The 24,478-nt window shown below is 64.6% G+C and carries 21 protein-coding genes; 10 read left to right on the top strand and 11 right to left on the bottom strand.

Features of this window, described 5'->3' with window-relative positions; genetic code table 11:
* Positions 1-35: 35 nt before the first annotated feature.
* On the bottom strand, positions 36-1,691 hold the full coding sequence (locus BLT40_RS13540; protein ID WP_090354010.1) for a DUF3300 domain-containing protein: 1,656 nt from the start codon (positions 1,689-1,691) through the stop codon (positions 36-38).
* Positions 1,692-2,414: 723 nt separating this feature from the next.
* Between BLT40_RS13540 and BLT40_RS13535 the strand changes: the two genes are divergently transcribed.
* The 5 genes from BLT40_RS13535 (at position 2,415) to BLT40_RS13515 (ending at position 12,162) form a co-directional block, all read left to right on the top strand.
* On the top strand, positions 2,415-5,033 hold the full coding sequence (locus tag BLT40_RS13535) for a TonB-dependent receptor (RefSeq protein WP_079522500.1): 2,619 nt from the start codon (positions 2,415-2,417) through the stop codon (positions 5,031-5,033).
* A complete protein-coding gene (locus tag BLT40_RS13530; protein ID WP_176809181.1) occupies positions 5,030-7,717 on the top strand; it encodes a beta-mannosidase in 2,688 nt (895 codons plus the stop codon). Before BLT40_RS13535 ends, BLT40_RS13530 begins: the two co-directional genes overlap by 4 nt.
* Before the next feature lie 53 nt (positions 7,718-7,770).
* Positions 7,771-9,150 carry a glycoside hydrolase family 125 protein gene (locus tag BLT40_RS13525; RefSeq protein ID WP_255364029.1) on the top strand — a complete coding sequence of 460 codons (1,380 nt, stop codon included), beginning with the start codon at positions 7,771-7,773 and terminating at the stop codon, positions 9,148-9,150.
* A gap of 25 nt (positions 9,151-9,175) precedes the next feature.
* The gene (locus tag BLT40_RS13520; RefSeq protein ID WP_090354005.1) at positions 9,176-11,611 is read left to right on the top strand and encodes a GH92 family glycosyl hydrolase; all 2,436 of its coding nucleotides are present in this window, start codon (positions 9,176-9,178) and stop codon (positions 11,609-11,611) included.
* A 116-nt stretch (positions 11,612-11,727) separates the two neighbouring features.
* Positions 11,728-12,162, top strand: a complete 435-nt coding sequence (locus BLT40_RS13515; protein WP_079522467.1) for a hypothetical protein — start codon at positions 11,728-11,730, stop codon at positions 12,160-12,162.
* Here the strand turns inward: BLT40_RS13515 and BLT40_RS20065 are convergent.
* Complete coding sequence (locus BLT40_RS20065) at positions 12,137-12,346, bottom strand: hypothetical protein (protein ID WP_036115595.1); 210 nt, start codon at positions 12,344-12,346, stop codon at positions 12,137-12,139. The genes BLT40_RS13515 and BLT40_RS20065 overlap by 26 nt on opposite strands.
* A 161-nt stretch (positions 12,347-12,507) precedes the next feature.
* Here BLT40_RS20065 and BLT40_RS13510 point away from each other — a divergent pair, with 161 nt between their 5' ends.
* Positions 12,508-12,789 (top strand): hypothetical protein, encoded by a 282-nt coding sequence (locus tag BLT40_RS13510; protein WP_197056550.1) that lies wholly within the window; start codon positions 12,508-12,510, stop codon positions 12,787-12,789.
* Between the two features lie 113 nt (positions 12,790-12,902).
* The gene (locus BLT40_RS13505) at positions 12,903-14,147 is read left to right on the top strand and encodes a carboxylate--amine ligase (RefSeq protein WP_139382805.1); all 1,245 of its coding nucleotides are present in this window, start codon (positions 12,903-12,905) and stop codon (positions 14,145-14,147) included.
* Here BLT40_RS13505 and BLT40_RS13500 read toward each other — a convergent pair.
* Genes BLT40_RS13500 through crcB form a run of 3 tightly spaced genes read right to left on the bottom strand, consistent with a single transcriptional unit; the run spans position 14,079 to position 17,089 of the window.
* The gene (locus BLT40_RS13500; RefSeq protein ID WP_090354003.1) at positions 14,079-15,515 is read right to left on the bottom strand and encodes an MFS transporter; all 1,437 of its coding nucleotides are present in this window, start codon (positions 15,513-15,515) and stop codon (positions 14,079-14,081) included. The genes BLT40_RS13505 and BLT40_RS13500 overlap by 69 nt on opposite strands.
* Before the next feature lie 35 nt (positions 15,516-15,550).
* Positions 15,551-16,675 carry a cyclopropane fatty acyl phospholipid synthase gene (gene cfa, locus BLT40_RS13495; protein ID WP_079522471.1) on the bottom strand — a complete coding sequence of 375 codons (1,125 nt, stop codon included), beginning with the start codon at positions 16,673-16,675 and terminating at the stop codon, positions 15,551-15,553.
* A gap of 24 nt (positions 16,676-16,699) precedes the next feature.
* On the bottom strand, positions 16,700-17,089 hold the full coding sequence (gene crcB, locus BLT40_RS13490; protein ID WP_079522472.1) for a fluoride efflux transporter CrcB: 390 nt from the start codon (positions 17,087-17,089) through the stop codon (positions 16,700-16,702).
* Positions 17,090-17,203: 114 nt separating this feature from the next.
* On the opposite strand from crcB, the gene BLT40_RS13485 reads away from it, so the two are divergent.
* Positions 17,204-18,472: a multidrug effflux MFS transporter gene (locus BLT40_RS13485; protein WP_090354552.1), complete on the top strand. Its 1,269-nt coding sequence runs from the start codon at positions 17,204-17,206 to the stop codon at positions 18,470-18,472.
* 38 nt (positions 18,473-18,510) lie between these two features.
* Here BLT40_RS13485 and BLT40_RS13480 read toward each other — a convergent pair whose 3' ends face one another.
* From BLT40_RS13480 to BLT40_RS13455, 6 genes are all read right to left on the bottom strand, one after another.
* Positions 18,511-19,188: a hypothetical protein gene (locus BLT40_RS13480; protein ID WP_079522473.1), complete on the bottom strand. Its 678-nt coding sequence runs from the start codon at positions 19,186-19,188 to the stop codon at positions 18,511-18,513.
* Positions 19,189-19,336: 148 nt separating this feature from the next.
* A complete protein-coding gene (locus tag BLT40_RS13475) occupies positions 19,337-19,816 on the bottom strand; it encodes a hypothetical protein (protein WP_079522474.1) in 480 nt (159 codons plus the stop codon).
* Positions 19,813-20,076, bottom strand: a complete 264-nt coding sequence (minE, locus tag BLT40_RS13470) for a cell division topological specificity factor MinE (protein ID WP_036115579.1) — start codon at positions 20,074-20,076, stop codon at positions 19,813-19,815. Before minE ends, BLT40_RS13475 begins: the two co-directional genes overlap by 4 nt.
* 2 nt (positions 20,077-20,078) lie before the next feature.
* A complete protein-coding gene (minD, locus tag BLT40_RS13465; RefSeq protein ID WP_036115578.1) occupies positions 20,079-20,891 on the bottom strand; it encodes a septum site-determining protein MinD in 813 nt (270 codons plus the stop codon).
* Between the two features lie 34 nt (positions 20,892-20,925).
* Positions 20,926-21,699, bottom strand: a complete 774-nt coding sequence (minC, locus tag BLT40_RS13460) for a septum site-determining protein MinC (RefSeq protein WP_079522475.1) — start codon at positions 21,697-21,699, stop codon at positions 20,926-20,928.
* A complete protein-coding gene (locus tag BLT40_RS13455; RefSeq protein ID WP_079522476.1) occupies positions 21,696-22,292 on the bottom strand; it encodes a GNAT family N-acetyltransferase in 597 nt (198 codons plus the stop codon). The genes minC and BLT40_RS13455 overlap by 4 nt, the downstream gene beginning before the upstream one ends.
* 189 nt (positions 22,293-22,481) lie before the next feature.
* On the opposite strand from BLT40_RS13455, the gene BLT40_RS13450 reads away from it, so the two are divergent.
* Positions 22,482-23,741 carry a sensor histidine kinase gene (locus BLT40_RS13450; protein WP_079522477.1) on the top strand — a complete coding sequence of 420 codons (1,260 nt, stop codon included), beginning with the start codon at positions 22,482-22,484 and terminating at the stop codon, positions 23,739-23,741.
* On the top strand, positions 23,738-24,379 hold the full coding sequence (locus tag BLT40_RS13445; protein ID WP_036115573.1) for a response regulator: 642 nt from the start codon (positions 23,738-23,740) through the stop codon (positions 24,377-24,379). Before BLT40_RS13450 ends, BLT40_RS13445 begins: the two co-directional genes overlap by 4 nt.
* Positions 24,380-24,478 lie beyond the last annotated feature (99 nt).

Genomic DNA, 24,478 nt, shown 5'->3' with positions numbered 1-24,478 from the left:
TCACGAGCCCCGGTCAATCCGGGGCTTTTTTTTGCTCAGTCGTGCTTGTCGTGATCGTGGTGCGCAGGCGGCGCGTGATCTTCGTGCCGGGGTTGCGGATGCTGCGCGGCTTGCTGCTGGTGCTGCTGAGGCGCGGGACGCTCACGCGGTGGTTCGCTGCGTTGCTGCGGCAGAGGCTCACGCTGCGGCTGCGCCTCACGCTGCGGCTGCGCTTCACGCTGCGGCCGCGGCTCCCGCTCGACCTGCGGTTCCCGCTGAGCCTGCGGGCGGGCTTCCTGCTGGAACGCCGGTTCCGGACGCCTCGGCTGCTCGATGCGAGGTGTCGGGGCCGGTCGCGACGCTTCCGCGGAGTGTTGGAACGCAGCGGGTCGTGGCGCTTCGGCGGGTTGCGCATGACGGTCGCCGAAGGGTTGCGGACGGGCGCCGACGGCATGCACGTTGGCGACGCGAGGGTCTTCGTGCTGCATGGCGTGAATGGGCGGCTGTTGCTCAGGCCGGGCGACAGCCTGCGGCGCTGACGCGCCCTGCCGCGCCTGCGGCGGCAGCGCCGGTCGTTCGTTCGCGGCGGTCGGATGCGCCATGGCGGCCGTGAAGTTCGGGCGCTGCATGTGGTCGAAGTCGGGACGCTGCAGCGCTCGCTGCTGGGCCTGGGGTGGCGCGTTGTGAATCGCGACGTTGTCGTTGTCGTGGCGGTTGTCGATGTTCACCGAACGATTGACGTAGGTGTTGTTGACCGTGCGGTTGATCGTGGTGCGATTCACGACGTAGGGGTGGTTGTCGTAGACCACGGCGGGACGACCGCGATAGTCGCCCCGCGGCCCACGTCCCCACGCGGTGTTCCACTCGTTCCAGCCGCCGTGCGGACGGTCGTAATGATCGTGCGAGGCGAACAGCTGCCCCACCAGGATGCCCGCGCCGAAGGACACCAGTCCGGCGGTCACGACCTCGCCACGCGTGGCGGGCGCTTCGTACCAGTGCGTGCGGTATACGCGGGAGTACACCGGTTCGCCATAAACCACGTCGGGGTCGTACTGCGGCACGTAGACCACATCGGATTGCGCCTGCTCGATGACGATCGTGCGGGCGGGCGCGGGAACGATCGAGGCCACGCTCGCACCTTCGTCGACAGGCGGCGCCTCGTCGACCTGGACGACCTGCTGCGACGAACTCTTCAGAGAACCATGCGACCGTGCGCGGTCGCGCATCACCTGGATCGCATTCAGGACGTCGGTCGGCTCGTTGGCGTAAGCATCGCCGAGCGCCGCGGTCCAGTCGCGGTTGTTCGCCAGTTGATCGAGAACGGCGGGGAAGGCCACGAGGGACTTCACGCTTGGATCCCAGGGCTGAGCGTCGGCGGCGTCGATGAGCGCTCCGCCGTTGAGGTTGCGATTGCTGTCCAGGAAACCGCGAGCGGCATCGACCTGATCGGGATGCGTCGAGCCGGCGAGTGTGAGTGCGACCAACTTGTCGGGGAACAGGGCGATGGGCGACACCAGCGCGTAAAGCTGGTCGGCCGTGGGACGCGCATAGCCGGGATCGGCCGTCGCCTGAGCGGCGCTGGCTGGCGCCGCCGGCGCGCTGGCAGCGGCGGGCGCCTCGTCCGGTGGTGTGCGGTTGCATGCGCCGAGCGCGGCGACCAGCGAGGCGGAAAGCAGGGTGGTGCGGACGAGGTGCAGACTCACGCGCTTCATGGGAGGTCCTTGCAGAAAATCGGGGGGCCGATGTGTCGCCAGCAGATTCGGTCCGGAAGGGTGACTGGTCGCTGTCTGTTGCCGGTTCGATGCGCGGTTGCGAGGAACCCGTTCATGCGCCCGTCGGTCTTCGCGAGAAACTGCGGGTTTGACCGGTGTTTTCCGCAAAGTCGCGCGCTTGAATCGTCCAAATTCGCGGCCCCGCGATCCTGCCGACGTGTGAAATCCGTCGCATTTCTGGTTGCAGTGCAGCAAAGCGACGGCATCGCGCCGCCCCCGCGCGCCGCCGGACGTCCGGTCCGATAAAAACCGCGTCACAGCGCCGTTTCTCGTGATCGCGACCCGGGCTCAGGAGCGCATGGATCGATCCAAATGGCTCTTGAGATATACCGCAGTGCAGTATTTTCATTATTCCGCTAAACGCTTTCAAGACAATGACTTGGGCTCATTTGTATGACTTTAGATCGAGTTAAAAAAGCGGTTGACAACGTTGTCAGCGGCCCCTAAAAATCCGCTCGGTAATACCGTTGCAATCGCGATATGAGCGCGATCAGCGCAGGGCCGGAAGGCGGCGCATCGGCGACAGGGCGCAGGGCAGAAAGAAATCCGGCGATACGCATGACGATCAACGCGGGCAATAGCCCGCGCGGTGTCGTGCGTCTCGCGAAAACACCAGGCATTCCTCAGGAGAACGATGTGAACCCCCGCATCAGCGTACTTTCCATGGCTATCCTCGCCGGCCTCTTGGCCACCGGCAACGCGATCGCACAGGACGCGGCTTCCCCCGCCCCGGCCGCCAGCACGACGAAGAAGACCGATGCCGCCAAGCCGGCCGACCCGAACGCCAACCCGCAGGACGCCGCTAACCTGGGCGCCGTGACGGTCACCGGCATTCGCGCCAGCCTGCAGAAGTCGCTCGACCTGAAACGCAACGCCGACTCCATCGTCGACGCCATCTCGGCCGAAGACGTGGGCAAGTTCCCGGACACCAACGTGGCCGAATCGCTCTCGCATCTGCCCGGTATCAGCGTCGACCGCAACTTCGGCGAAGGCGACAAGGTCAGCATCCTGGGTACCGATCCGGCGCTCAACCGCCTGCTGCTCAACGGCCAGACCGTCGCCTCGACCAACTGGACGTCCGATCCGAACAATCCCGACAGCCGCTCGTTCAACTACAGCCTGCTGACCTCGGAAATCATCGGTAATGCGCAGGTCTACAAGACGCCGCAGGCGAACATCGACGAGGGCTCGATCGGCGGTACCGTCATCGTCAACACGCGTCGTCCGCTGGATCTCAAGGCCAACACGCTGACCGGTACCGTGAGCTACGGTTACAACGATCGCGCGGACAAGGGCAAGCCGAACGCGTCGGTGCTTTACAGCTGGAAGAACCAGGACAACACCTTCGGCGTGCTCGGCTCCATCATGCACTCCGACAAGATCATCGACCGCCAGGGCACCGAAGTCTTCGGCTACCAGCGCGTCAACGATCCGACCGATACCAACCCGGATCACCAGTTCAATCCGGCCGTGGTCCCGCCGAACCAGCAGGGCGTCTACCCGACCGCCGTCAACACGGCGTGGTTCCAGCAGCGCCGCAAGCGCGACGGTGTGTCGACCGGTCTGCAGTGGAAGCCGAACGACGCGTTCGAGCTGAACTTCACCGGCCTCTACGTCACCGAGAAGTTCAACAACTTCAACCAGAGCCATTACGGCGAGTGGTCCGGTTCGGCGGCCAATGCGACCGCACTCGGTTTCCAGAACGGTGTCGCGACCACGGGTAGCTACGACGCCAACACGTCGACCTATCTGGACGGTTACGAGCGCGATTCGACGGTGAACACCGGTGTGGCCAACCTTCGCGCCGACTGGTTCGGTGACGGCTGGACGGCGTCGAGCCAGGTCGGTTACACCGGCTCCACCGGCGGTTCGGATGGCATCTGGAACATGCAGTTCCAGAACTTCGGCGGCTTCAATTACGCGCTCGACGGCGAGCATCCGCAGATCAACTACAACAGCCCGGACAACCCGTCCGCCGCGCTCGCTCACGGTGCCGGTTACAGCTACGCGCCGAGCTACGATCGCGAACGTTACTTCCAGTTCGACTTCTCGCACGACGTCGCCTGGGGTCCGCTGAACCAGATCTCGGTCGGCATCAAGGCGACCAATCATCTGGATGGTCAGGACGCATACACGGCCAATATTCCGGCCACGGCTTACGCCGGTACCAGCCTCGCCGACCTTGCCAACGGCGGCACGCCGGGCGGCTACCTCGACGGGCTCGACTCGGCCGGCAACATGGGCAACTGGACCACGATCGATCCGGGCCTGATGAAGGCCTATGTGTCGAGTCTGGTCACGAACACGTCGCTCGACCCGAAAGCCACCTACAGCATCGCCGAGCAGAACCGCGCGTTCTACGTGCAGGGCGACTTCGCCGGCGACGGTTATCGCGGCAACATCGGTGCGCGCTACTTCCGCACACGTGACACGGTGGACGGTTACAACAGCATCGGTAACGGCAATTACGCCGCCGTGAACAAGCGCAGCGCGTACCACGACTGGCTGCCGTCGTTCAACATCGCGTTCGACGCCGCCGAAGACGTGACGCTGCGTTTCGCCGCGGCCAAGGCCATCGCGCGTCCGCGCTATCAGCAGATGACCCCGTACGTGGCACTGGACGACCGTACCCTGACCGGCTCCGCAGGCAACATCGACCTCAAGCCGTACAAGTCGACCAACTACGACGCCTCGGCCGAGTGGTACTTCTCGGAAAACAGCGTGCTGTCCGCTGAGCTGTTCTACCGTCGCATCTCGGGCTACATCCTCAACACCAACGTCGCCCAGACGCAGTACAACCTGACCGAGCAGCACGACGACGTGTACCAGATGCAGGTGCCGACCAATGCCGGCGTGGCCAAGGTCAAGGGTGCCTCGCTGACCTACCAGCAGAACTTCGCGTATGGCTTCGGCATGCTGGCGAACTACACCTACTCAGACGCGGACACCAGCAACGACTTTCCGCTGCCGTACAACTCGAAGAACTCGTTCAACCTGTCGCCGTTCTTCGAGCAGGGTCCGTGGAGCGCGCGCCTGACCTATAGCTGGCGTTCGTCGTACTTCACGTCGATCGCCCAGCTCCAGTCGCAGCAGATCACGGGCATCTTCCGTGAACTGGACGCGACGGTGGGTTATCAGCTAAATGACCATATCCGCCTTTCGCTCGACGCCACCAACCTGCTGGACGAGACGTATATGGTCTACAACAACACGCCGGCCCAGCCGCTCAACGCGTACAAGAACGGCCGCACCTACATGGTGACGATGGGCTTCAAGCTGTGACGCCCCGCGCGTCGCTGGCACTGGCGGCCTGGCTAGTCGTCGGCGCCGCCGGCGCGGCCACGCCGACGGAGAGAGACCTCTCCGTCGGCTGGCAATTCCGTCTGTCCCATACCGCCACGCCGGCGGGAGCCAACCCTGCTGGCGAACCCTCAGCCCAGCTGAAACGACTTAGGCAATGCACGTCATCGTGCGAGCGGCTGGATGAGTGGCAACCCGCCACCGTCCCCGGCGCGATCCAGACCGACCTGCTCGCCCGGAAGAACATCCCCGACCCGTTCTGGCGCGACAACGAGGCCAGCCTCCAATGGATCGGCCTCTCCGACTGGGACTACCAGCTCAGCTTCGACGTCGACGCGGCCACGCTCAGGCGCGGTCACGTCGATCTCGTTTTCGACGGCCTCGACACCTTCGCCGAGGTCAGCCTCAACGGTAAGAAGCTGCTCTCGGCGGACAACATGTTCCGCCGCTGGCGCCTGCCGGTAAAGAACACCCTGCACGCGGGAAGCAATACGCTCACCGTGCACCTGCAGTCCCCCATCGCACGCGTGCAGCCGTGGCTGCTGAAGCAGCCGTATGCGTTGCCGGGCGAATTCGATTCGTCCTTCGGCGATGAGCCGAAGGGTAAGCAGACCTCCAACTACGTCCGCAAAGCCAACTACCAGTACGGCTGGGACTGGGGTCCGCGTTACGTCACGCTCGGTATCTGGCGCCCCGTGCGCCTGGAAAGCTGGGATGACCTCCGCGTCGCCGACTTCCATATCGCTCAGACCGAGGTCGAAGCGGACGTGGCCAGGTTGGACGCGCAACTCGACGTGCGTGCCGACAAGGCGGGCGCGGTCACCCTCAAGGTCGAGTGGACCGGGCCGGACGGCAAGACCGGTAGCGAACAGCGTGAGGTCGCCCTGAAGGCCGGCGAGAACCACGTCGGGGTGCCGCTGAGCATCGACCATCCGCAACGCTGGTGGCCGGTCGGCTACGGCGAACCGAATCTCTACCGGTTCCACGCCAGCGTCGACTCCGGCGGATCGACGGTTGCCGGGGCCGATCGCGAAACCGGCCTGCGCAAGGTCGAGCTGCGTCGCGACAAGGACCAGTGGGGCAGGGGCTTCGCGTTTGTCGTCAACGGCGTGCCGATCTTCGCCAAGGGCGCCAACCTGATTCCATACGATGCGTTCCCTTCGCGCGTCTCCAGCGAGCGGCTGGAAGCCATCCTTCGATCCGCGAAGGACGCCAACATGAACATGTTGCGCCTGTGGGGCGGCGGCACCTACCAGGACGACGCGTTCTACGCGGCGGCTGACCGTCTGGGTGTGATGATCTGGCAGGACTTCATGTTCGGCGGCGCGGTGACGCCGTACGACGATGCGTTCCGCGAGAGCACCCGCATCGAAGCCGAGGAGCAGGTCACGCGCCTGCGCGATCACCCCTCGATCGTACTCTGGGCCGGTAACAACGAAGTGCAGACGGGCTGGGAGGAATGGCCCGATCGCATCGACTTCCAGAAATTCGTCAACGCCGATGAAGTGAAGAAGGTCGAAGACGGCATGCGTACGATCTTCGACAAGACGCTGCGCAAGGTCGTGTCGGATCTGTCGCCGCAGGTGCCGTACTGGGCCAGCTCGCCGAGCACGGACTTCGACGGTCCGGCCAATGTCGAGACCGACGGCGACATGCATTACTGGAAAGTGTGGTCGGGTTCTGAGCCTATCTCGCACTACCTCGACATCACGCCGCGCTTCCAGTCCGAATACGGTCTGCAGTCCTTCCCGGTGATGGCCACGATCAAGGCCTTCGCCCAGCCGGAGGACATGCAGCCGGAGTCGAAGGTGATGCGCGCGCACCAGAAGTTCGCCAACGGCGACGGCAACCAGCGTCTGTTGCTGTACATCCGCCAGGAGTACGGCGAACCGAAGGATTTCCCGTCGTTCGTCTACCTCAGTCAGGTCATGCAGGCCGAAGGGATCGAACTGGCCGCCGAGCACCTGCGCAGCGCCCGCCCGCGCAACATGGGTACGTTGTACTGGCAGTTGAACGATGTGTGGCCGGGCGCGTCCTGGGCCAGCGTCGACTACTTCAACCGCTGGAAGGCGCTGCAGTTCCACGCGAAGCGTTTCTATGCGCCGGTGGATGTCGTGCCGCTGCGTCGTGATGGTAAGACGGATGTCTTCGCCGTGTCCGACCGCACGAGCGACTTCGACGCCGTCCTGCGCACTCGTGTCTACGACATGGGCGGCAAGCTGCTGCGGGAGACCCGTATTCCTGTGCACGCGACGGCGCTGTCCAGCACCCGGGCGGCGACCGTGGACGATGCGACGCTGCTCAAGGGCGCCGATCCGCGCAAGACGGTCGCCGCCTTCGATCTGCTGGAGGATGGCAAGCCCGCGGCGCATCACCTCCTGTATTTCGGCGCCGCCCGGACGCTGGCATTGCCCACGCCGGAGCTGACCACGTCACTGCATGATGGCGCACACGGCCTGGTGCTGACGGTGAGCGCGAAACGTCTCGCCCGCGCGGTCTGGGTCGATACGGGCGATATCGACGTCCGTCTTTCGCAGAACGCGTTCGACCTGTTGCCCGGTGAAAGCATCGACATCGAGGTCGATGGCAGCACCGATACCGAAGCCCTTCGCCGGGCGATTACCGTTCGCTCGCTCGTCGATGCCCTGAAGGAGACCACGCCGTGAATCCCTCCCGTCGCAATGTGATGAAATGGCTTTCGCTCGCACCGGGCGTCGCGATGATGGGGGGCATGAGCATGGGCGCCGCCGCTGCGTCGCGCTTCACCAGTCAGCGTCCACCGGTGGGCAAGCGCAAGTTCACCAGTGATGCGGTGGAACACCTCATCGCCGCGACGAAGAAGAAAATCGCCGATCCCGAGCTCGCCTGGATCTTCGAGAACTGCTTCCCGAACACGCTGGACACCACGGTCGAGCTCGGCCGCCTGGACGGCTACGAAGATACCTTCGTGGTGACCGGCGATATCGACGCCATGTGGCTGCGTGACTCGTCCGCGCAGGTCTGGCCTTATCTTCCGCTGACCCCGAAAGACGAGGGGCTGCGCAAGCTGTTTCGTGGCCTGATCCGCCGCCAGGCACGCTGCATACTCATCGACCCCTATGCCAACGCGTTCCTGCCCGATACCAAGGGCAAGAGCAAGATGGACTGGGCGCAGGCCGACATCACCGACATGCGTCCCGGCGTGGCCGAGCGCAAATGGGAGATCGATTCGCTCTGCTACCCCGTACGCCTCGCACATGGCTACTGGCAGACCACGGGCGACCGCGAGCCGTTCGACGAGTCGTGGCGCGCCGCCACACGCAGTATCGTGACGACCTTCCGCGAACAGCAGCGCAAGGACGGTCACGGCCCGTACCAGTTTCAGCGCCCGTCGCCAAAGCCGACCGAGAGCCAGTTCCTCGATGGCTACGGTCAGCCGACGCGTCCGGTCGGCATGATCCACGCCATGTTCCGCCCTTCGGACGATGCGACGGTCTATCCGTTCAATATCCCCGGCAACCTGTTCGCGGTGGTGACGCTGCGTCGCCTTGCACAGATGCACGGCACGTTGTTCGGTGACCAGGCGTTCGCCAGCGAGGCCAATGCGCTGGCCGACGAGGTCGAGGCGGCAGTCGAAAAGTACGGCGTGATGCACGACGGCCAGGACGATTTCTGGGCCTACGAAGTCGACGGCTATGGTAACCAGTTGTTCATGGACGACGCCAACGTGCCCAGCCTGCTCGCGCTGCCGTACCTGGAGAGCGCGAAGCATGATGCTCGCTATGCACGCACGCGTCAGCACGTCTGGAGCACGGCCAATCCGTATTTCTTCAAGGGCACGGCCGGTGAAGGTATCGGCGGTCCGCATGAAGGTCTGCGTATGATCTGGCCGATGTCGATCATGATGAAGGCTTTCACGACGGATGACGCGGCTGAAATCCGCCAGTGCCTGCACTGGCTCAGGACCACGCATAACGGCAGTGGCTTCATGCACGAAGCCTTCGATCAGGATGACCCGAAGAAGTTCACGCGAGCCTGGTTCGCCTGGGCCAACACCCTTTTCGGTGAGCTGATCGTTCATCTCGCCGACAAGCACCCCGACACCCTGCGTCGCGTCTGACGCGACATCCGAGCTGGAGCGATTTATGGTCAACCGTCGACGTTTTCTGCAAGGGATGGCTGCCTTCACCGCCATCGGTCAGCTAGGCTCCCTCACCGCGCTGGCCGGTGGCGTACAAGAAAGCCTGAAAGCGCCATCATCCGGCGGCGGCACCGTCGGTGACAGCGTCTTGCGTTACGTCGACGTCTTCGTCGGCACGGGCGGTCACGGTCACACCTATCCCGGTGCGACCCGACCGTTCGGCATGGTCCAGCTGAGCCCGGACACCTACAACGCGCAGTGGGATGGTTCGTCCGGTTACCACCAGGGCGACGGCTCGATCATGGGCTTCTCGCACACCCACCTGAGCGGTACCGGTGCGGCCGACATGCTCGATTTCCTGGTCATGCCCTCGATGGGCCCCGTGCTGCTGCAGCCTGGCGACCGCGATTTCGACGGCGTCAATTACGTGTCGCGCTTCGATGCGAAGAAGCAGGGCGACGGTAAGCCCGAGAAGGGCTATCGCAGTGGCGTAAAGGGTTACCGCTCGCACTACACCGGCGAGCAGGCCCACCCGGGTTACTACCGCGCCAAGCTCACCCGCTTCGACATCCTCGCCGAACTGACCGCGACGCTGCGCGCCGGCATCCATCGTTATACGTTCGGCAAGGAAGGCGACGCGCACATTCTGTTCGATCTGGCGCATGGCTACGGCGATGCGATGGACAAGCCCGCCAACGTGACCGATGCCGAGCTGACCCTGGTCGGTAACGACACGCTGGTCGGCGGTCGTCGCGTATGGCAATGGGCCTCCGGCCGGGTGATCTACTTCGCGATGAAGCTGTCGCGTCCCGCCGCCAGCGTCACGTTGTACGACGAGGACAAGGCGCTGCCCAAGGGGTCGACGACGGCGAAGGGCAATCACCTCAAGGCCGCGTTGCACTTCGACAAGGCCTCATCCGAGCCCCTGCTGGTCAAGGTCGGTATCTCCGGCGTGGACATCGACGGCGCGATGCGCAACCTGGACAACGAGATTCCCGGCTGGGACTTCGACGGTGTTCGCGCGTCGGCCGAGGCCGAGTGGATCCAGGAACTGTCGAAGATCCGCATCGAATCGTCGTCGGACAAGATCAAGCGGACGTTCTACAGCTCGCTGTATCACACGATGCTGGCGCCCACGGTTTTCAGCGACTTCGACGGGCGCTATCGTGGCATGGACAAGGCCGTGCACACGTTGCCTGAGGGGCGGCACAACTACAGCACGTACTCACTGTGGGATACCTATCGGGCCGAGCACCCCTTGTTCACGCTCTACCAGTCCGATCGCGTACCCGACCTGGTCGACGGTCTGGTCCGTCTCGCGGTGGAAAGCCCCAGTGGCGCGCCGGTCTGGCCGCTGCAGGGGATCGAGACGGTCTGCATGATCGGTTATCACTCCGCCGTGGTCGTAGCGGAGGCGCAGGCCAAGGGCTTCAAGGGTATCGATTATGCCAAGGCCTGGCCGGTGTTCCAGCGTCGTGCCATGCAGGACGATTACTTCGGCCTGACGTACTACCGCAAGCTCGGCTTCATTCCCAGCGACAAGGAAGGCGAGGCCGCCAGCAAGACGCTCGAGTACGCGTACGACGACTGGGCGGTAGCGCACATGGCCGACGCTCTGGGTCACGCCGACGAGGCGAAGCTGCTGCGCAAGCGCTCGCAGAATTACGTCAACGTGTTCGACAAGGACATGCAGTTTGTTCGTCCGCGTGCGGAAGACGGCTCATGGCTGCAGCCGTTCGATCCCATCGCCATCGGGCATTCGAAGCGCTGGCGCGATTTCACCGAGTCCAATGCCTGGCAGGCTACGTTCCTCAATCAGCACGATCTGTACAACTACATGCGGCTGTTCGGTGGTGAGCAGGCGTTCGAGGCCAAGCTCGACGGTTTGTTCAATGCCGATCCCACGCTGCCGGAAAACGCGCCGCCGGATATCGCCGGCATGGTGGGCCAGTACGCCTTTGGCAACGAACCGGGGCATCACATGCCCTACCTGTACGCTTACACCGGTGCGCACCACAAGACCCAGGCGCGCGTGCGCATGCTGCTCGAGACCATGTACCTGCCGGAGCCCGATGGCCTTCCGGGCAACGAAGACTGTGGCCAGATGAGCGCGTGGTACATCATGAGCTCGATGGGTCTGTATGCCGTGGATCCCGTCAGCACCCACTACGTTTTCGGCAGCCCGCTGCTCGATCGTGCGGAAGTTCAGGTGGGTGCGGGCCGCACACTGGTGATCGAGGCGAAAGACAACGGACCCGGGCGCCCGTATATCCAGTCGGTGTCGTGGAACGGAAAGCCGTGGACGAAGAGCTGGATCGCCCACAAGGACCTGGAGGCGGGTGGCACGCTGAGCTTCGTGATGGGGGACAAACCCAATGTCGAATTCGGCAAGGCGCTGGCGGACCGCCCGCCATCCTTCGGTAGCGCCCCCAGCGCGTAAGGCTTTCGACCCTGCAACGCTGCGTCGCCCGCCATCCGAGCCCATTCACGGCGGCTAGACCCCGGTAACGACACTCTCCTCGCGCCGGAAGGGCCGGCGGGGGAGGGTTTTCAGACATGTCTTACGCCGGGCGTATGTATCTTCGACTGTTCATGCCGAGCCTTCTGGCCTTCGGTACGGGATCGTTGGCCGCTGGCGTGACCCGGGCCGCCCAGCAGACGCCGGGCGATTTTGGACTGGTGTCTCTTTATTCCAATCTGCCCGCCTGGCTCTTCGCCGGCGGTCTTTTCGTGGCCGTCGGCTCGGCTGCCATCCAGTTGCTGAGGCTGCGCCTCTGGGACCGCGGTGTCATCGCGGGTTGCTACGTGTGCGGCTGCCTGCTGGCGTCTCCGCGGGCGGCGCGCCGCGGGCTCGGGACGACGCGCGAATGCATGGGTTGCGGCAAGGTGCACGGCACCAACCATCGGCTGCTGCCGACCGTGGTGCCGCTGGCGGTGGCGGTGAAAGACAGCGCCAGCGCGCCCGTCAGGAGCGTACGTTCGTTACCGTGATGCGGTGACCCACCCGCTCCAGCAGCGCGCGAAGCGCTTCGGCGTCCTCGACACGGGTGTCGTCCTCTAGGGACAGCCATAGCGTGTCGCCGGAAAGGCCATGCACTTTCTCATTAAATTCGACCTCGATGGCTAGCTTGCCACCGGGCTGGACGACCGATACCCGGAAATTACGTGACTGCACGCGCTGGTTACCCCTGGTGAACTGGCTGTCTGTGTGTCCGGTGCATTTTAGCGGGCCCGGCGAGGAAAATGCTGTCCGCGTACGGTGACGCGTGACCCACAACACGTTCACCCGCCCACGACGGCGCCTCCTTGTAAATCCATGGCACGAGGAGAAGCCCTATGCTGCAACTGAATCCGCCGCTGCCCATGAATACGCCGAAAGGCGAGGGATTTGCCCATTTCCTGCTCGACTATGGCCCGGAGTCTGATCTGTACTGGACGGTGTTCATCACGGCCACGGGTGAGATCTGGACATTCGCCAATCGCGAAGTCCGCGCTTCCAAGAACATCACACTGGGGCGCACCTCGCCATCCGTACCGCGTCAGGCCCCGCCGCGTCGCCAGGCGGAGGGCCGGGAACCGGGCGTGCTCCCCTTCGCCGTGGCTGACGCTCCGGTCTGACGCCCTCGTCCGCACGGCATAGATCGTGTGGCGATCTGTGCCCCGGTCGATACCGATGTCACATTGGACCTGCAGGGTGCGCCACTCCGGCGCGGTGCCCGACAGGGGGCGTGATGCAAACGGATCAACGGTTGCCTGCCATCGTGATGGGGCGTGGCCCCACCGCACTGGGCATTCTGCGCAGCCTTCATCTGGCCGGCATCCCTGCCTATGTCGCGTGTCCGCCGGACGACATCGTCACGCGATCGCGCTATTTCAGGGCGTTACCCGGCTGTCGGGGCTGGGACGGTAGTCCGGGGCCGCAAGCCATCGAGGCACTGGCGGCACTGCCGCTGGCCCGGGCCGTGATCATCCCGGGTGCCGACGATGCCGCGCTGTGGCTCGCCGATCTTCCGCACAGCGTGCTCGGCTGGCGTTTCCTTGCAAGCACCGCGCGACGTGATGCGCAGGCCCTGCTTCAGGACAAGTCACTGTTTGCCGGCTATCTGGCGGCGATCCATGTGCCACATCCGCGCACCTTCCGTCTGGCCGACGCAGCGGACGTGGAGGCGATTCCGTTCGAAACCCTGGACAGGGTCTTCCTCAAGCCGGTCAATTCGCAGAAATTCAGTGATGTCACGGGCGTCAAAGGCGTCTGGGTGCAAGGACGGAGCGCATTGCGTGACGCCTGGGCCCGGTTCCACGCGCAGGGGTTTCGCGTCATGGCGCAGGAGTACGTTCCCGGCCCACCCAGCGAACATTTCTTCATTGACGGGTTTCGTGACGGGCAGGGCGCGTATACCGGGCTCTTCGCCCGTCGTCGCCGCCGGATGTCGCCTCCGGACTTCGGCAACAGTTCGTGCTCTGAGGCCGTGCCGCTCGCGATCGTGCCGGACGCGGTGCGCAGCACCTGTCGCGTCCTCGATGGACTGGACTACCGGGGCATCTTCAGCGCGGAGTTCAAGCGCGATGCGCGCGACGGCGCGTTCCGCCTGATCGAGGTGAATACGCGCGCCTGGACCTATGTGGAGTTCGCGGCGCGCAGCGGCGTCAACGTCTGCGAAATGGCCTGGCAAGACGCGCAGGGCCTGCCGGTGAAACGCGCGACGCGTGCCTATCGCGACGGCATCGCCTGCGTGGACCTGTATCACGATATCGCCAGCATTTGTTCTACCCCGGCGGCCAGGCATCCGGGCTGGATCCGCCTGCTGATGGAGTGGGTCGGTGCTGATCTGCACGTGTTCCGCCGCGACGATCCATGGCCTGCATGGCATTTCATCCGCGGCCTGCTGCGTAAACGGTTCGGTTTGTCAGTCGGCCCTGCCGAGCGGGGCGGCGACATCTTCGAGGGACCGTCGCTCGGCGGCGATGCCAAGTAACCACGCGGCTGCCGCCCCGATCAGCATCAGCGAAGCACCTAGCGCGTAGCCCCAGCCGATGGACATGCGCTCGCCACTGCCGATGAGGCGGCCGAACAGCCACGGGCCGGCGACGCCGCCGAGTGCCGTGCCGAAGGCGTAGAACAGGGCGATGGCCAGGGCGCGCAACTCCAGTGGGAAGCTCTCGCTGACGGTGAGGTAGGCCGAGCTGGCGGCCGCGGAGGCGAAGAAAAACACGATGCTCCAGGCGATCGTCTGCGTTCGCGCGTCGAGGTGGCCGTGCACGAAGAGCCAGGCGGTGACGAACAGCAGCAGTCCGGACAGTGCATAGGTCGCGACGATCATCGTCCGCCGGCCCAGCGTGTCGAACAGCCGCCCGAGCAGAAGCGGGCCGAGGAAATTGCCGGCGGCGAATGGGAGCAGATAGAGACCGACATCCGCATCGGCCACTCCGTAGAAGCGGCCGAGCACAAGCGCATAGGTGAAGAAGATCGCGTTGTAGAAAAACGCCTGCGTGGCCATCAGTACCAGGCCCAGGACGGTCCGCTTCGGGTAGACACGGAACAGTGTACGGGCGACATCGGCGAGGGTCAGTCCGCGCGGACGCAGGCGCAGTCGTGGCAGCGGTTCGGAAGGGGGCGAGACGCCGAGGCGCTTCTCGATGGCGGCGACGACGGCCTCGGCCTCCTCGATGCGACCGTGAAGCATCAGCCAGCGCGGGCTCTCCGGAATCCAGTGCCGCAGGAAAAGAATGCCCAGGCCCAGTACGGCGCCCAGCCCGAAGGTCAGTCGCCAGCCGATCTCGGCGGATACCCAGCCCATGTCGAGCAGGCCTACGGCGGCGAGCGCGCCCAGTGCGGCGCCGATCCAGAAGCTGCCATTGATGACCAGATCCGTGTGACCACGATAGCGTGCGGGAATCAGTTCCTGAATGGCCGAGTTGATGGCAGCGTACTCGCCGCCGATGCCCGCGCCGGTCAGTGCGCGGAAGATCACGAAGGTGAGAAAGTCCGGCGAGAAAGCCGTGGCGGCCGTGGCCGTCAGATACAGGCCCAGCGTCACCGTGAACAGCTTCTTCCGCCCGAGTCGGTCGGTAAGCCACCCGAAGAAAAGCGCGCCCAGCACGGCACCGACGAGGTAAAGACTGCCCGCCAGACCGACCTGACCATCGGTAAGGTGGAGGACGGGGCTGGATTTGAGCGCACCGGCGATGGAGCCGGTGATGGTCACCTCGAGCCCGTCGAGCACCCAGGTGATCCCGAGGCCCACGGCCACCAGGGTATGAAAGCGCCCCCAGCGCAGCCGGTCGAGCCGCGCGGGGACATCGGTCTCGACGATACCGTCGGGGAGCGTGGCCTTGGGATTCATGCGCCGACCGTACGAGGCATGAAGTGGTCATACCGTCAGCGCGGCACGCGGTACCCGCCGGGCCTGCCGTGCGGCGACAGGGTCAGCTGCCACAACTGGTCGCGACGGCTGCGGAAGACACCCGCGGAGCAGCCCAGGTAGAAATTCCACATCCGGCGGAAGCGCTCGTCGTAACGTGAGGCCAGTCGTGGCCAGGCCGCATCCACGTTGGCGCGCCATGCCATCAGCGTGCGGTCGTAGTCCGCGCCGAAGTTATGCCAGTCCTCCACGACGAAAAGCCCCTCGAGCGCGCCAGCCACCTGGCTCATCGAGGGAATCAGCGAATTGGGAAAGATGTACTTGTCGATCCATGGGTCCGGCCGTCCCGGCGCGCCGTTACTGCCGATGGTGTGCAGCAGAACGAGGCCATCCTTGCGCAGGCAGCGTCGGGCCACTTCGAACCATGTGCGGTAGTTCTTGCCGCCGACGTGCTCGAACATGCCGACCGAGAGGATCGCGTCGAATGGCTCGTCGAGTTCACGGTAGTCCCGCAGGCGGATCTCCACGGGCAGGCCCCGGCATAGCTCGCGGGCGTAGGCGGCCTGCTCCTGTGAAACGGTCACGCCTACACCGCTGACGCCATAGCGCTCGGCGGCGAACTTCAGTGCCTCGCCCCAGCCGCAGCCGATGTCGAGGATGCGCTGGCCGGGTCGCAGGGCCAGCTTTCGGCATATCAGGTCGAGCTTGGCTTCCTGCGCGTCATCCAGATTGTCGGCGTGTGCCCAATAGGCACACGAATAGACCATGCGTTTGCCAAGCATCGCCTCGAAGAGGTCGTTACCCAGGTCGTAATGACGTCGTCCGACGTCCCAGGCGTGCGCGCCGCGCTGGCGGTTGATCAGCCGCGCCTTGAGATGCGCCATCAGCGTGTCCAGCGTGAGCACCGACTCGTCGAGGTGCGACGACAACACGCGGGCGAAAAAAGCGGGCAGATCGCCGACATCCCACCAGCCATCCATATAGGCCTCGCCAAAACCGAGCGTACCGTGGGCGAAGACACGCGCGTAGGTCCGCTCGTCGTGAATCACCAGGTCGGTCGGGCGTTGTCCGCCGAGCGTGATGCCGGCTTTTTGCAGGAGGATCTGTGCACGTGCCTTGAGGGAAGAAACATCGTGAGCCATCGATGGAACTCCTTTGGATCCTCGTCAAACGTGGCGAAGCACTCCGCGGGCAATCGTCAGCCCGGCAACCGTCATTCCGATCGAACCTATGAGGTGCAGTGCGACATGCGCGGCGAACCAGGCGTATTGCTGCCGCAGCAGCAACCCGGTGGATTCCGCCGAGAACGTCGAGAACGTGGTGAGCCCGCCGAGAAAGCCGGTGGCGATGAGCAGACGTAGTTCAACCGGCAACGTCTGGAAGTGGTCGAACACGCCGAGCGTGACGCCCATCAGCAGGCCGCCGGCCAGATTGGCGCAAAGCGTCCCGAGCGGGATGTTGGGAACGAGGGCATTGAGCGCCACGGCCAGCCACCAGCGCAGCAGGCTGCCCACGGCGCCGCCGATCCCCACAGCAAGAAATCCGCTATAGCCCATGTGACCCTCGATGCGATGTGGCGGTTCGATTATGGGGCTTTGCGGTGAGCCGGGCGAGGGGATCGAAGCCTTGCCGCTATACTGATCGTTCCCCTGAACGCCATGGCCGCTCCCATGACCTCCGCGACGCGCGACCCGAGGCGCTACCTGCCGTTTCTGCTGGCCGCTCTGTCGATGATCGGGCCGTTCTCGATCGATGCGATCTTTCCGGGCTTCCCGGACATCGGCCGCGACTTCGGGGTGGGCGCCGTCGCTCTCCAGCAGTTGCTGAGCGTCTACCTGCTGGCATATGCGGTCATGAGTCTGTTCCACGGCGCGTTGTCGGACGCCTATGGCCGTAAGCCCGTGATCGTCATCGCGATGGCTGTCTACACCGTGGCGTCCGTCGGTGCGGCCCTGGCGCCGAGCTTCAGCTTCCTGCTGGGTTGCCGCATCCTGCAGGGTCTTTGCGGCGGCGCCGGCATCGTCGTGGGTCGGGCCGTCGTGCGTGACACCATGCACGGCGAAGAAGCCCAGCGCATGATGTCCAAGGTGATGATGATCTTCGGCGTGGCGCCGGCCATCGCGCCTATCGTCGGCGCGTGGCTGCTGGGCATCGATGGCTGGCGCGGCATCTTCTGGGCGCTGACCGGCTTCACGACGTTGCTGACCCTGGGCGTCTCGTATTTCCTGGTCGAGTCGCATCCGCCTGCGCATCGCACGGTATTTCGTCCGCGACCGCTGTTGCGCGGCTATAGGGCGATCCTCAGCGACCTGCCGTTCTGGCCACTGGCGATCGCGGCGTCGGTCAATTTCTCCGGTTTGTTTCTCTATATCGCGTCGGCGCCGCATCTGATTCGCGACCTGCTGGGTCTGGGCGCGAGCGGGTTTCCGTGGCTGTTCGTGCCGGTGGTCAGCGGTATGGTCGCCGGTGCCTTCATTTCAGGCCGGGTGGCGGGAAGGGCCAGTGCGGCCCGCACGGTGTCCTGGGGCTATGCGTCGATGCTGTCGTCGTGCGCGTTCAATCTGATCCTGGCGGTGACGCTGGATCACCCACGGGTGCCGTGGTCGACGCTGCCGCTGGCTCTGTATGGGTGCGGGGTCCAGTTGGCCTTCCCGACGCTGACGTTGTTGTTGCTGGACCGTTTTCCGGAGCAGCGCGGCGGCGTGTCATCGGTCCAGGCGTTCGGCAGTCTGATCCTCACGGCTCTCGTGGCCGGCGTGCTTTCGCCGGCGCTGTCCGACAACATGCTGACTCTTGCCATCGGCGCCACAACGATCTGCCTGATCGGTCTCGCGGCGTGGCTGTGGTACGTGTCGCTGGAGCGCCGCCGCCTGGCGCGTGCGAAGGCCGGGGCGGCGTCGGGCGTGGTTTCGCAGATCGAGCGCAACGAACCGGGTTGAGTATCGGTCCGGCGGCAAGATAGGGGGGGGTAGCACTTTCAGCCTCGTGCCGCGTCCAGCACATTCGCGACTTCCGCATGGCCTGTGGACCTCAACAATGCGGCGACGACGGCGAAAGCCGAGCCCAGGATCATCGCGAGGCCGGCGAGAGCCATCAGCGCCAGCTGAAGCTTCGTCGGGACCGTTGACAGTGTCTGGTGGATGGATGAAAAGTTGGCATCCATTTTCTGGTAGACAGCGGCGAAACCCGCGTCCATTTTCTGGTCGACGGCAGCGAAGCCCGCGTCCATTTTCTGGTAGACGGCAGCGAACTGCTGATCGACAGCAGCGAAGCCCGCATCCATTTTCTGGTAGACGGCAGCGAACTTCTGATCGACAGCAGCGAAGCGCGCATCCATTTTCTGGTAGACGGCAGCGAACTTCTGATCGACAGCAGCGAAGCCCGCATCCATTTTTTGGCAGATGGATCGGAATCCCGCGTCGCTGGAGTGTTCGATGACGGTGAGTCTCTTATCCATTGAATGTAGCTGGTCCTTGATGGCGCGCGTGTCGCCCCGGATCTCATCCAGGTCGCGGCGAATGAACTGGCTGTCGGTTTCCAGACGGTCGATTCTTTTTACGATATCGCCACCGTAAGACGACGTAGCGGTGCCGACGCCGCCCGTGTTGCCGCGAGCGGGGGGATTCTCCCGTGGACCAGGGATGACATACTTCATCGTTTTTCTCCATTGCCGACAGGCTCACGCACCTCGACGCCCACGGATGTCTCCGCGGCAACGTCGGGCGATGCCTGATCCAAGGCTAAGGGAGCCGATCCGTCTTTAGAATCGGATAAATCTGAAAAAAACGCCTGGTTTGTGCAAGTCAGCCGACAGGCAGTCCGCGTTCACGAAGAAACGCGCGCGCCTCAGGCGCGTCCTGCTCGAACCAGGCTCGCGTGGAGCCCAGACGATAGGTGTAACCCCAGCGGTCCATGTCTTCCATGATGCGTGCACTGCCTACCGAGGGAAGGTGTCCGCCGAGCACGATCTGCAGGTAGCAGGTGGCATCCTCCTCCTCGATGGAATCCGTCGCATCGGTGTGAACGAGCGCACGCTTGTCCTCCGGCAGCACGATGAGGTGGCAGGCTTCGTGGAGCAGGGAGTGGACCGGGGTGTCGGTGCGCGCGTAGACCGTCGTGCCGATGATGCCGGCTTCGGTGTCGCCCCAGTAACTGCCCGGTATGGTTTCGCCAGTGGAGACCTCGACGAGGCTGAGGCCGAAACCTTTGAGCAGCTGCCGCGGTTCGTCGAAACCGATGTCGCCGACGCGGAGAACCGCGTCGGCGGGATCGGCCGGACTCATATCGCGGACTTGCCGTCCGGCAAGGCGACGGAGAGTTCGAGTACTTCGTGGCCGCTGTCACGTTCGAGCGTCACGTTGACTGCCTCGACGTCGACGTTGACGTACTTGCGGATCACTTCGAGCAGCTCGTTACGCAGCAGCGGCAGGTAGTCGGGACCGCCGCGCGTCGAGCGCTCCTGGGCGACGATGATGCGCAGACGCTCTTTGGCGACGCCGGCGCTCGGTTCGGGTTTACGCTTCAGGAAATCGAGGATACCCATGCTCAGCCTCCGAACACGCGCTTGAGGAAGCCCTTCTTGACCGGCTCGAGGAAGCGAAGCGGACGCTCTTCGCCCAGAATGCGCGCGACGGTGTCCTTATAGGCCGCACCGGCGTTCGAGTTGTCATCCAGGATGACCGGCACGCCCGCGTTGGACGCGGCGAGTACGTTCTCCGATTCCGGGATGACACCGACGACGTTGATCCCGAGGATTTCCTCGACGTCCTTGACGCTGAGCATCTCGCCGGCCTCGACCCGGTTCGGGTTGTAGCGCGTGAGCAGGAGGTGCTGTTTGATCGGTGCCTCGCCCTTTTCCGCACGACGGGTCTTGCTCGAAAGCAGGCCGAGAATGCGGTCGGAGTCGCGGACCGAGGAGACTTCCGGATTGACGACGACGACCGCATGGTCGGCGAAGTACATCGCCAGGTGCGCGCCCTTTTCGATGCCGGCGGGGGAGTCGCAGACGACGAAGTCGAAGTTTTCCTTCGTAAGTTCGTCGAGGACCTTTTCCACGCCTTCCTGGGTCAGGGCGTCCTTGTCGCGCGTCTGCGAGGCGGCGAGCACGAAGAGGTTTTCGTGGCGCTTGTCCTTGATCAGCGACTGCTTGAGCGTGGCTTCGCCGTGCACGACATTGACGAAGTCGTAAACCACGCGCCGCTCGCAGCCCATGATCAGGTCGAGATTGCGCAAGCCGACGTCGAAGTCGATGACGGCGACTTTCTTGCCCTGCATGGCGAGGCCGGTGGCGAGGGAGGCGCTGGTGGTGGTCTTGCCGACTCCGCCCTTGCCGGAGGTGACGACGATAATTTCTGTCAAGAGATGTCTCCGAGTGTTGCTGCGACGGACGGCATCAGAGCCGTGCGACCATGAGTTTTCCACTGTCGAGCCAGCACTGGACGGCCTGGCCCTCGAATTCTTTGGGCATGTCTTCAAACACGCGGTAGTGACCGGCGATAGCCACCAGCTCGGCACGGAAATCCGAGCAGAAGATGCGTGCCGACTCGTCGCCCTGTGCCCCGGCCATGGCACGGCCGCGCAGGCTGCCGTAGACATGGATGGAACCATCGGCGATGACTTCCGCGCCATTGGCGACGGCAGCCATGACCACGAGATCGCGGTCGCGGGCGTATATCTGCTGGCCGGAGCGCACGGCGCTGCCGATGTGGTGCTGGGCTGTCGTGGCGCCGCCGGCGTCTTCGTCGTTATCCAGCGGAGCGCGGGCCGGTTCGGCGCGGCCCGGTGCGGGCGGCGCGACCTGCACGGCGGCATCGCCCGACGCGGGTTCGTACTGGGCACGGAACTTGGCGATAAGCGGGAGATTCATGCGCTCGGCGAGCGCTTCGGTCTCCGCCGTCCCATAAGCAATGCCGACGGGCAGCATGCCCGCGCTGCGGATGGCTTCGAGCAGCGCGTCGACCATGCCGTCGTCCGGCAGCTTCGGCAGGTGTGAGAGGTCGAGGACCACGGCGGCGCGGTTGAACATCTGCGGCGCGGAGCGGACGCGGCGTTCGAGTTCTTCGACCAGCGCGGCGGCATCGACGCGGCGCAGGCGCACGCAGGCGATACCGACCTGGCCGAAGCGGAGGTCGCAGGCGGCTTCGAGGGATTCGGCGCGGGCGTTCATGCGCGCACCCCTGCGTCATCCGCCGGGCGTTTCCGCTCACCCAGCCATGCGACGGCGGGCAGGCCGTCCTGCTCGAGGTACCGCTCGCGCACGAACGGGAAACTGGGCAGTTCACGGGCGAGCAGGCTCACCTTCGGGCCGGTCTCTCCCATTTTTTGCTGACCGACTTCCTGGAAGCCCATGGTGCCGTGGAACAGCACGGTCTGGTCGTCGCGGGGTTCAAGGAAGACTTCGCAGGTCAAAAGCGGCACACGTACCTCGGCATAACTTTGTACATCGCAGTAGAAAATGCGGCCCAGACCATGTCCGCGCGATTCGGATGCGATCACGATGCGATCGATATACACGAAGCTTTCGTAATGGGCCTGGAACCAGCGGAAATTGGGGCTGGTGTAGTCGGCGTCCTGGCGCATGGCGATCAGGAAGCCGAGGATGCGGCCGTCCTGTTCGGCCACGCGAAAGTAATGCGCGATGTCGTACAGGTAGCGCAGGCGGGAGATGTCCGTGGCGAGAATGCCGGTGCCTGCCTCGTTATTGAGTGCGAGCACGGCATCCAGGTCGTGCTCGCGCACGTCGCGGATGGCAAGGGCCATTCGTTGCTCCGCTTGAGTGTTCTTGGAAAGCGACCCCCAGGCCGCCGAATGCGCGGCATTATGGCATGCCCGTGACTCGCCGGGGAGCGCGACGCGGATGTAAAACCGTTGTAAAGCCAACGCTTGCCGCCCGCCGGAGCGTGACTTCTATCAGGTGGTGGGCGGCGCGCAAGGCCCTATGATGAGGCCATGTCCAAGCTTCAGTTCAATCACGTCCGGCTGCTGCGGTACGCCACCTATCTGGCCTACCTCTGCGCGGGCCTCCCGTTGTCGATCCAGCGCGCCGGTAACCAGCCAGGCCAGATCGGCGACATGGCCTTGCTGGCCTGGATCGCGTGTTACCTCGTCTTCGGCGTCGTCTACTGGCTCCTGACCCGCCAGCTGGGCTCGCGCGTGGACGGTTTCACGCGTGTCGCCGTCCTGCTGATCCTGACCGGCACCGCGCTCGCCGTGGGCGGGCTGAGCAAGAGCGGCGTCAGTGCGCTCCTGCTGGTGATCGTCGCCGCCGTGGTTCCCTGGATCATCAGCCTGCCCCTGGCGATGGCCTGGATGGTGCTGGCGCACGTCGCCCTGATACCCCTGTTCTATGCCGCGGTCGGCTGGTCGCTGGTCGCCTCGGTGATGCAGGCGGTCCTTTATTTCGGATTCTCGGCCCTGATGTTCATCGCCTCGCTGATCGCCAGCCAGCAGGCGGACGAGCGCGAGGAACTGCGTCATCTGAACGCGGAACTGCGCGCGACCCGCGCGCTGCTGGCTGAGTCGACCCGCATCGCCGAGCGCATGCGCATCGCGCGCGACCTGCACGATCTGGTCGGTCACCACCTCACGGCGCTCAGCCTGAATCTCGAGGTCGCGAGTCATCTCACCAACGACACGGCCCGCGAACATGTGCTGAAGGCGCAGAAAACCGCCAAGCAGCTGTTGGCGGACGTGCGCGAGGTGGTCAGCGAGTTGCGTCAGGACGACGCCATCGATCTCACCCAGGCCCTGCGCAGTCTCACGGAAGGCGTGCCTGGGCTGGCCGTGCACCTGAGCGTCCCGCCGCGTTTCGGCGTGGAGGATCCGCGTCGGGCGCAGATGCTGTTGCGTTGCGCCCAGGAGATCCTCACCAATACGGTCCGTCACGCCAACGCTCGCAATCTCTGGCTGACCTTCCGTCATACCGGGCCGGACGAACTCTGTCTGGACGCGCGCGACGACGGTCGTGGCAGTACCCAGTTCCACCCGGGCAACGGCCTGAACGGCATGCGCGAACGTCTCGCCGAGTTCGGCGGGACGGTCACCTTCGGGGGCGGGATGCAGGGCGGATTCGCCCTGACCGCCCGCCTGCCACTGGGTGAGGAGCCCACGCTGGCCCACGCCCCGGCTCGTCACACGCTGGAGGTCACGGATGACGCCGAGGCCCTCCCGCGTGCCACACTTTCCGTTCCTTCCGAGGACCACCCATGATTTCCGTCTGCCTCGTTGACGATCAGAACCTGGTGCGCCAGGGCATCCGCTCCTTGCTGGACCTCGCCGGCGATATCCGCGTCGTGGCGGAATGCGCCGACGGCGCCCAGGCGGTGCAGACGATCCCCCAGGTACGGCCGGACGTGGTCCTGCTCGATCTGCGCATGCCCAACATGAGCGGCCTGGAGGTCCTGCAGACCCTGGGCGGTCGCAATGAACTCCCGCCGACGATCATCCTGACTACCTTTGACGACGACCAGCTGGTGTTGTCCGGCCTGAAAGCCGGTGCCCGTGGGTATCTGTTGAAAGACGTGTCGCTCGATCAGCTCGTCGAGGCCGTACGCACCGTTTCCGCCGGCGGTTCGCTGGTGGCGCCCATGGTCACCCAGCGCCTGCTGGCCGGCGTCGGTCGCATCCAGAACCAGTTTTCCAGCCTGGAGCAGCCGGATCCGCTGACCGAACGCGAGACCGAGATCCTGCGGCTGCTGTCGGGCGGCTACAGCAACAAGGAAATCGCCAATTCCCTGCGCGTCGCCGAGGGGACGGTGAAAAACCATGTGTCCAACATCCTTTCCAAACTGGGCGTGCGGGACCGCACGCGCGCCGTCTTGAAGGCGCTGGAACTCGGGATCGTCTGAGCCCGGCTCGACCGGGCGGCATCGTCCGGGAGCTTCCGGCCGAAAATCCGCTTGTGCAGGCTTGCGAAAAAGGGCAGGGGACCCAATGGCGTTCCCTGT

Origin of the sequence: Dyella sp. 333MFSha (genome assembly GCF_900102405.1) — a bacterium.
GTDB lineage: Bacteria > Pseudomonadota > Gammaproteobacteria > Xanthomonadales > Rhodanobacteraceae > Luteibacter > Luteibacter mycovicinus.
The sequence above is the reverse complement of the archived record's forward strand: the minus strand, read 5'-3'. Positions and strand labels throughout refer to the sequence as shown.

What these genes read in the sequence shown, in the direction of transcription:
- crcB (WP_079522472.1), bottom strand. Translation starts at nt 17,089, where the DNA reads ATGGGCTATAGCGGATTTCTTGCTGTGGGGATCGGCGGCGCCGTGGGC.
- minE (WP_036115579.1), bottom strand. Translation starts at nt 20,076, where the DNA reads ATGGGTATCCTCGATTTCCTGAAGCGTAAACCCGAACCGAGCGCCGGC.
- BLT40_RS13510 (WP_197056550.1), top strand. Translation starts at nt 12,508, where the DNA reads ATGCTGCAACTGAATCCGCCGCTGCCCATGAATACGCCGAAAGGCGAG.
- minC (WP_079522475.1), bottom strand. Translation starts at nt 21,699, where the DNA reads ATGAACGCCCGCGCCGAATCCCTCGAAGCCGCCTGCGACCTCCGCTTC.
- BLT40_RS13485 (WP_090354552.1), top strand. Translation starts at nt 17,204, where the DNA reads ATGACCTCCGCGACGCGCGACCCGAGGCGCTACCTGCCGTTTCTGCTG.
- BLT40_RS13505 (WP_139382805.1), top strand. Translation starts at nt 12,903, where the DNA reads ATGCAAACGGATCAACGGTTGCCTGCCATCGTGATGGGGCGTGGCCCC.
- BLT40_RS13525 (WP_255364029.1), top strand. Translation starts at nt 7,771, where the DNA reads ATGATGGGGGGCATGAGCATGGGCGCCGCCGCTGCGTCGCGCTTCACC.
- BLT40_RS13515 (WP_079522467.1), top strand. Translation starts at nt 11,728, where the DNA reads ATGTCTTACGCCGGGCGTATGTATCTTCGACTGTTCATGCCGAGCCTT.
- BLT40_RS13480 (WP_079522473.1), bottom strand. Translation starts at nt 19,188, where the DNA reads ATGAAGTATGTCATCCCTGGTCCACGGGAGAATCCCCCCGCTCGCGGC.
- BLT40_RS13540 (WP_090354010.1), bottom strand. Translation starts at nt 1,691, where the DNA reads ATGAAGCGCGTGAGTCTGCACCTCGTCCGCACCACCCTGCTTTCCGCC.
- cfa (WP_079522471.1), bottom strand. Translation starts at nt 16,675, where the DNA reads ATGGCTCACGATGTTTCTTCCCTCAAGGCACGTGCACAGATCCTCCTG.
- BLT40_RS13500 (WP_090354003.1), bottom strand. Translation starts at nt 15,515, where the DNA reads ATGAATCCCAAGGCCACGCTCCCCGACGGTATCGTCGAGACCGATGTC.
- BLT40_RS13535 (WP_079522500.1), top strand. Translation starts at nt 2,415, where the DNA reads ATGGCTATCCTCGCCGGCCTCTTGGCCACCGGCAACGCGATCGCACAG.
- BLT40_RS13455 (WP_079522476.1), bottom strand. Translation starts at nt 22,292, where the DNA reads ATGGCCCTTGCCATCCGCGACGTGCGCGAGCACGACCTGGATGCCGTG.
- BLT40_RS13445 (WP_036115573.1), top strand. Translation starts at nt 23,738, where the DNA reads ATGATTTCCGTCTGCCTCGTTGACGATCAGAACCTGGTGCGCCAGGGC.
- BLT40_RS13450 (WP_079522477.1), top strand. Translation starts at nt 22,482, where the DNA reads ATGTCCAAGCTTCAGTTCAATCACGTCCGGCTGCTGCGGTACGCCACC.
- BLT40_RS13520 (WP_090354005.1), top strand. Translation starts at nt 9,176, where the DNA reads ATGGTCAACCGTCGACGTTTTCTGCAAGGGATGGCTGCCTTCACCGCC.
- BLT40_RS13475 (WP_079522474.1), bottom strand. Translation starts at nt 19,816, where the DNA reads ATGAGTCCGGCCGATCCCGCCGACGCGGTTCTCCGCGTCGGCGACATC.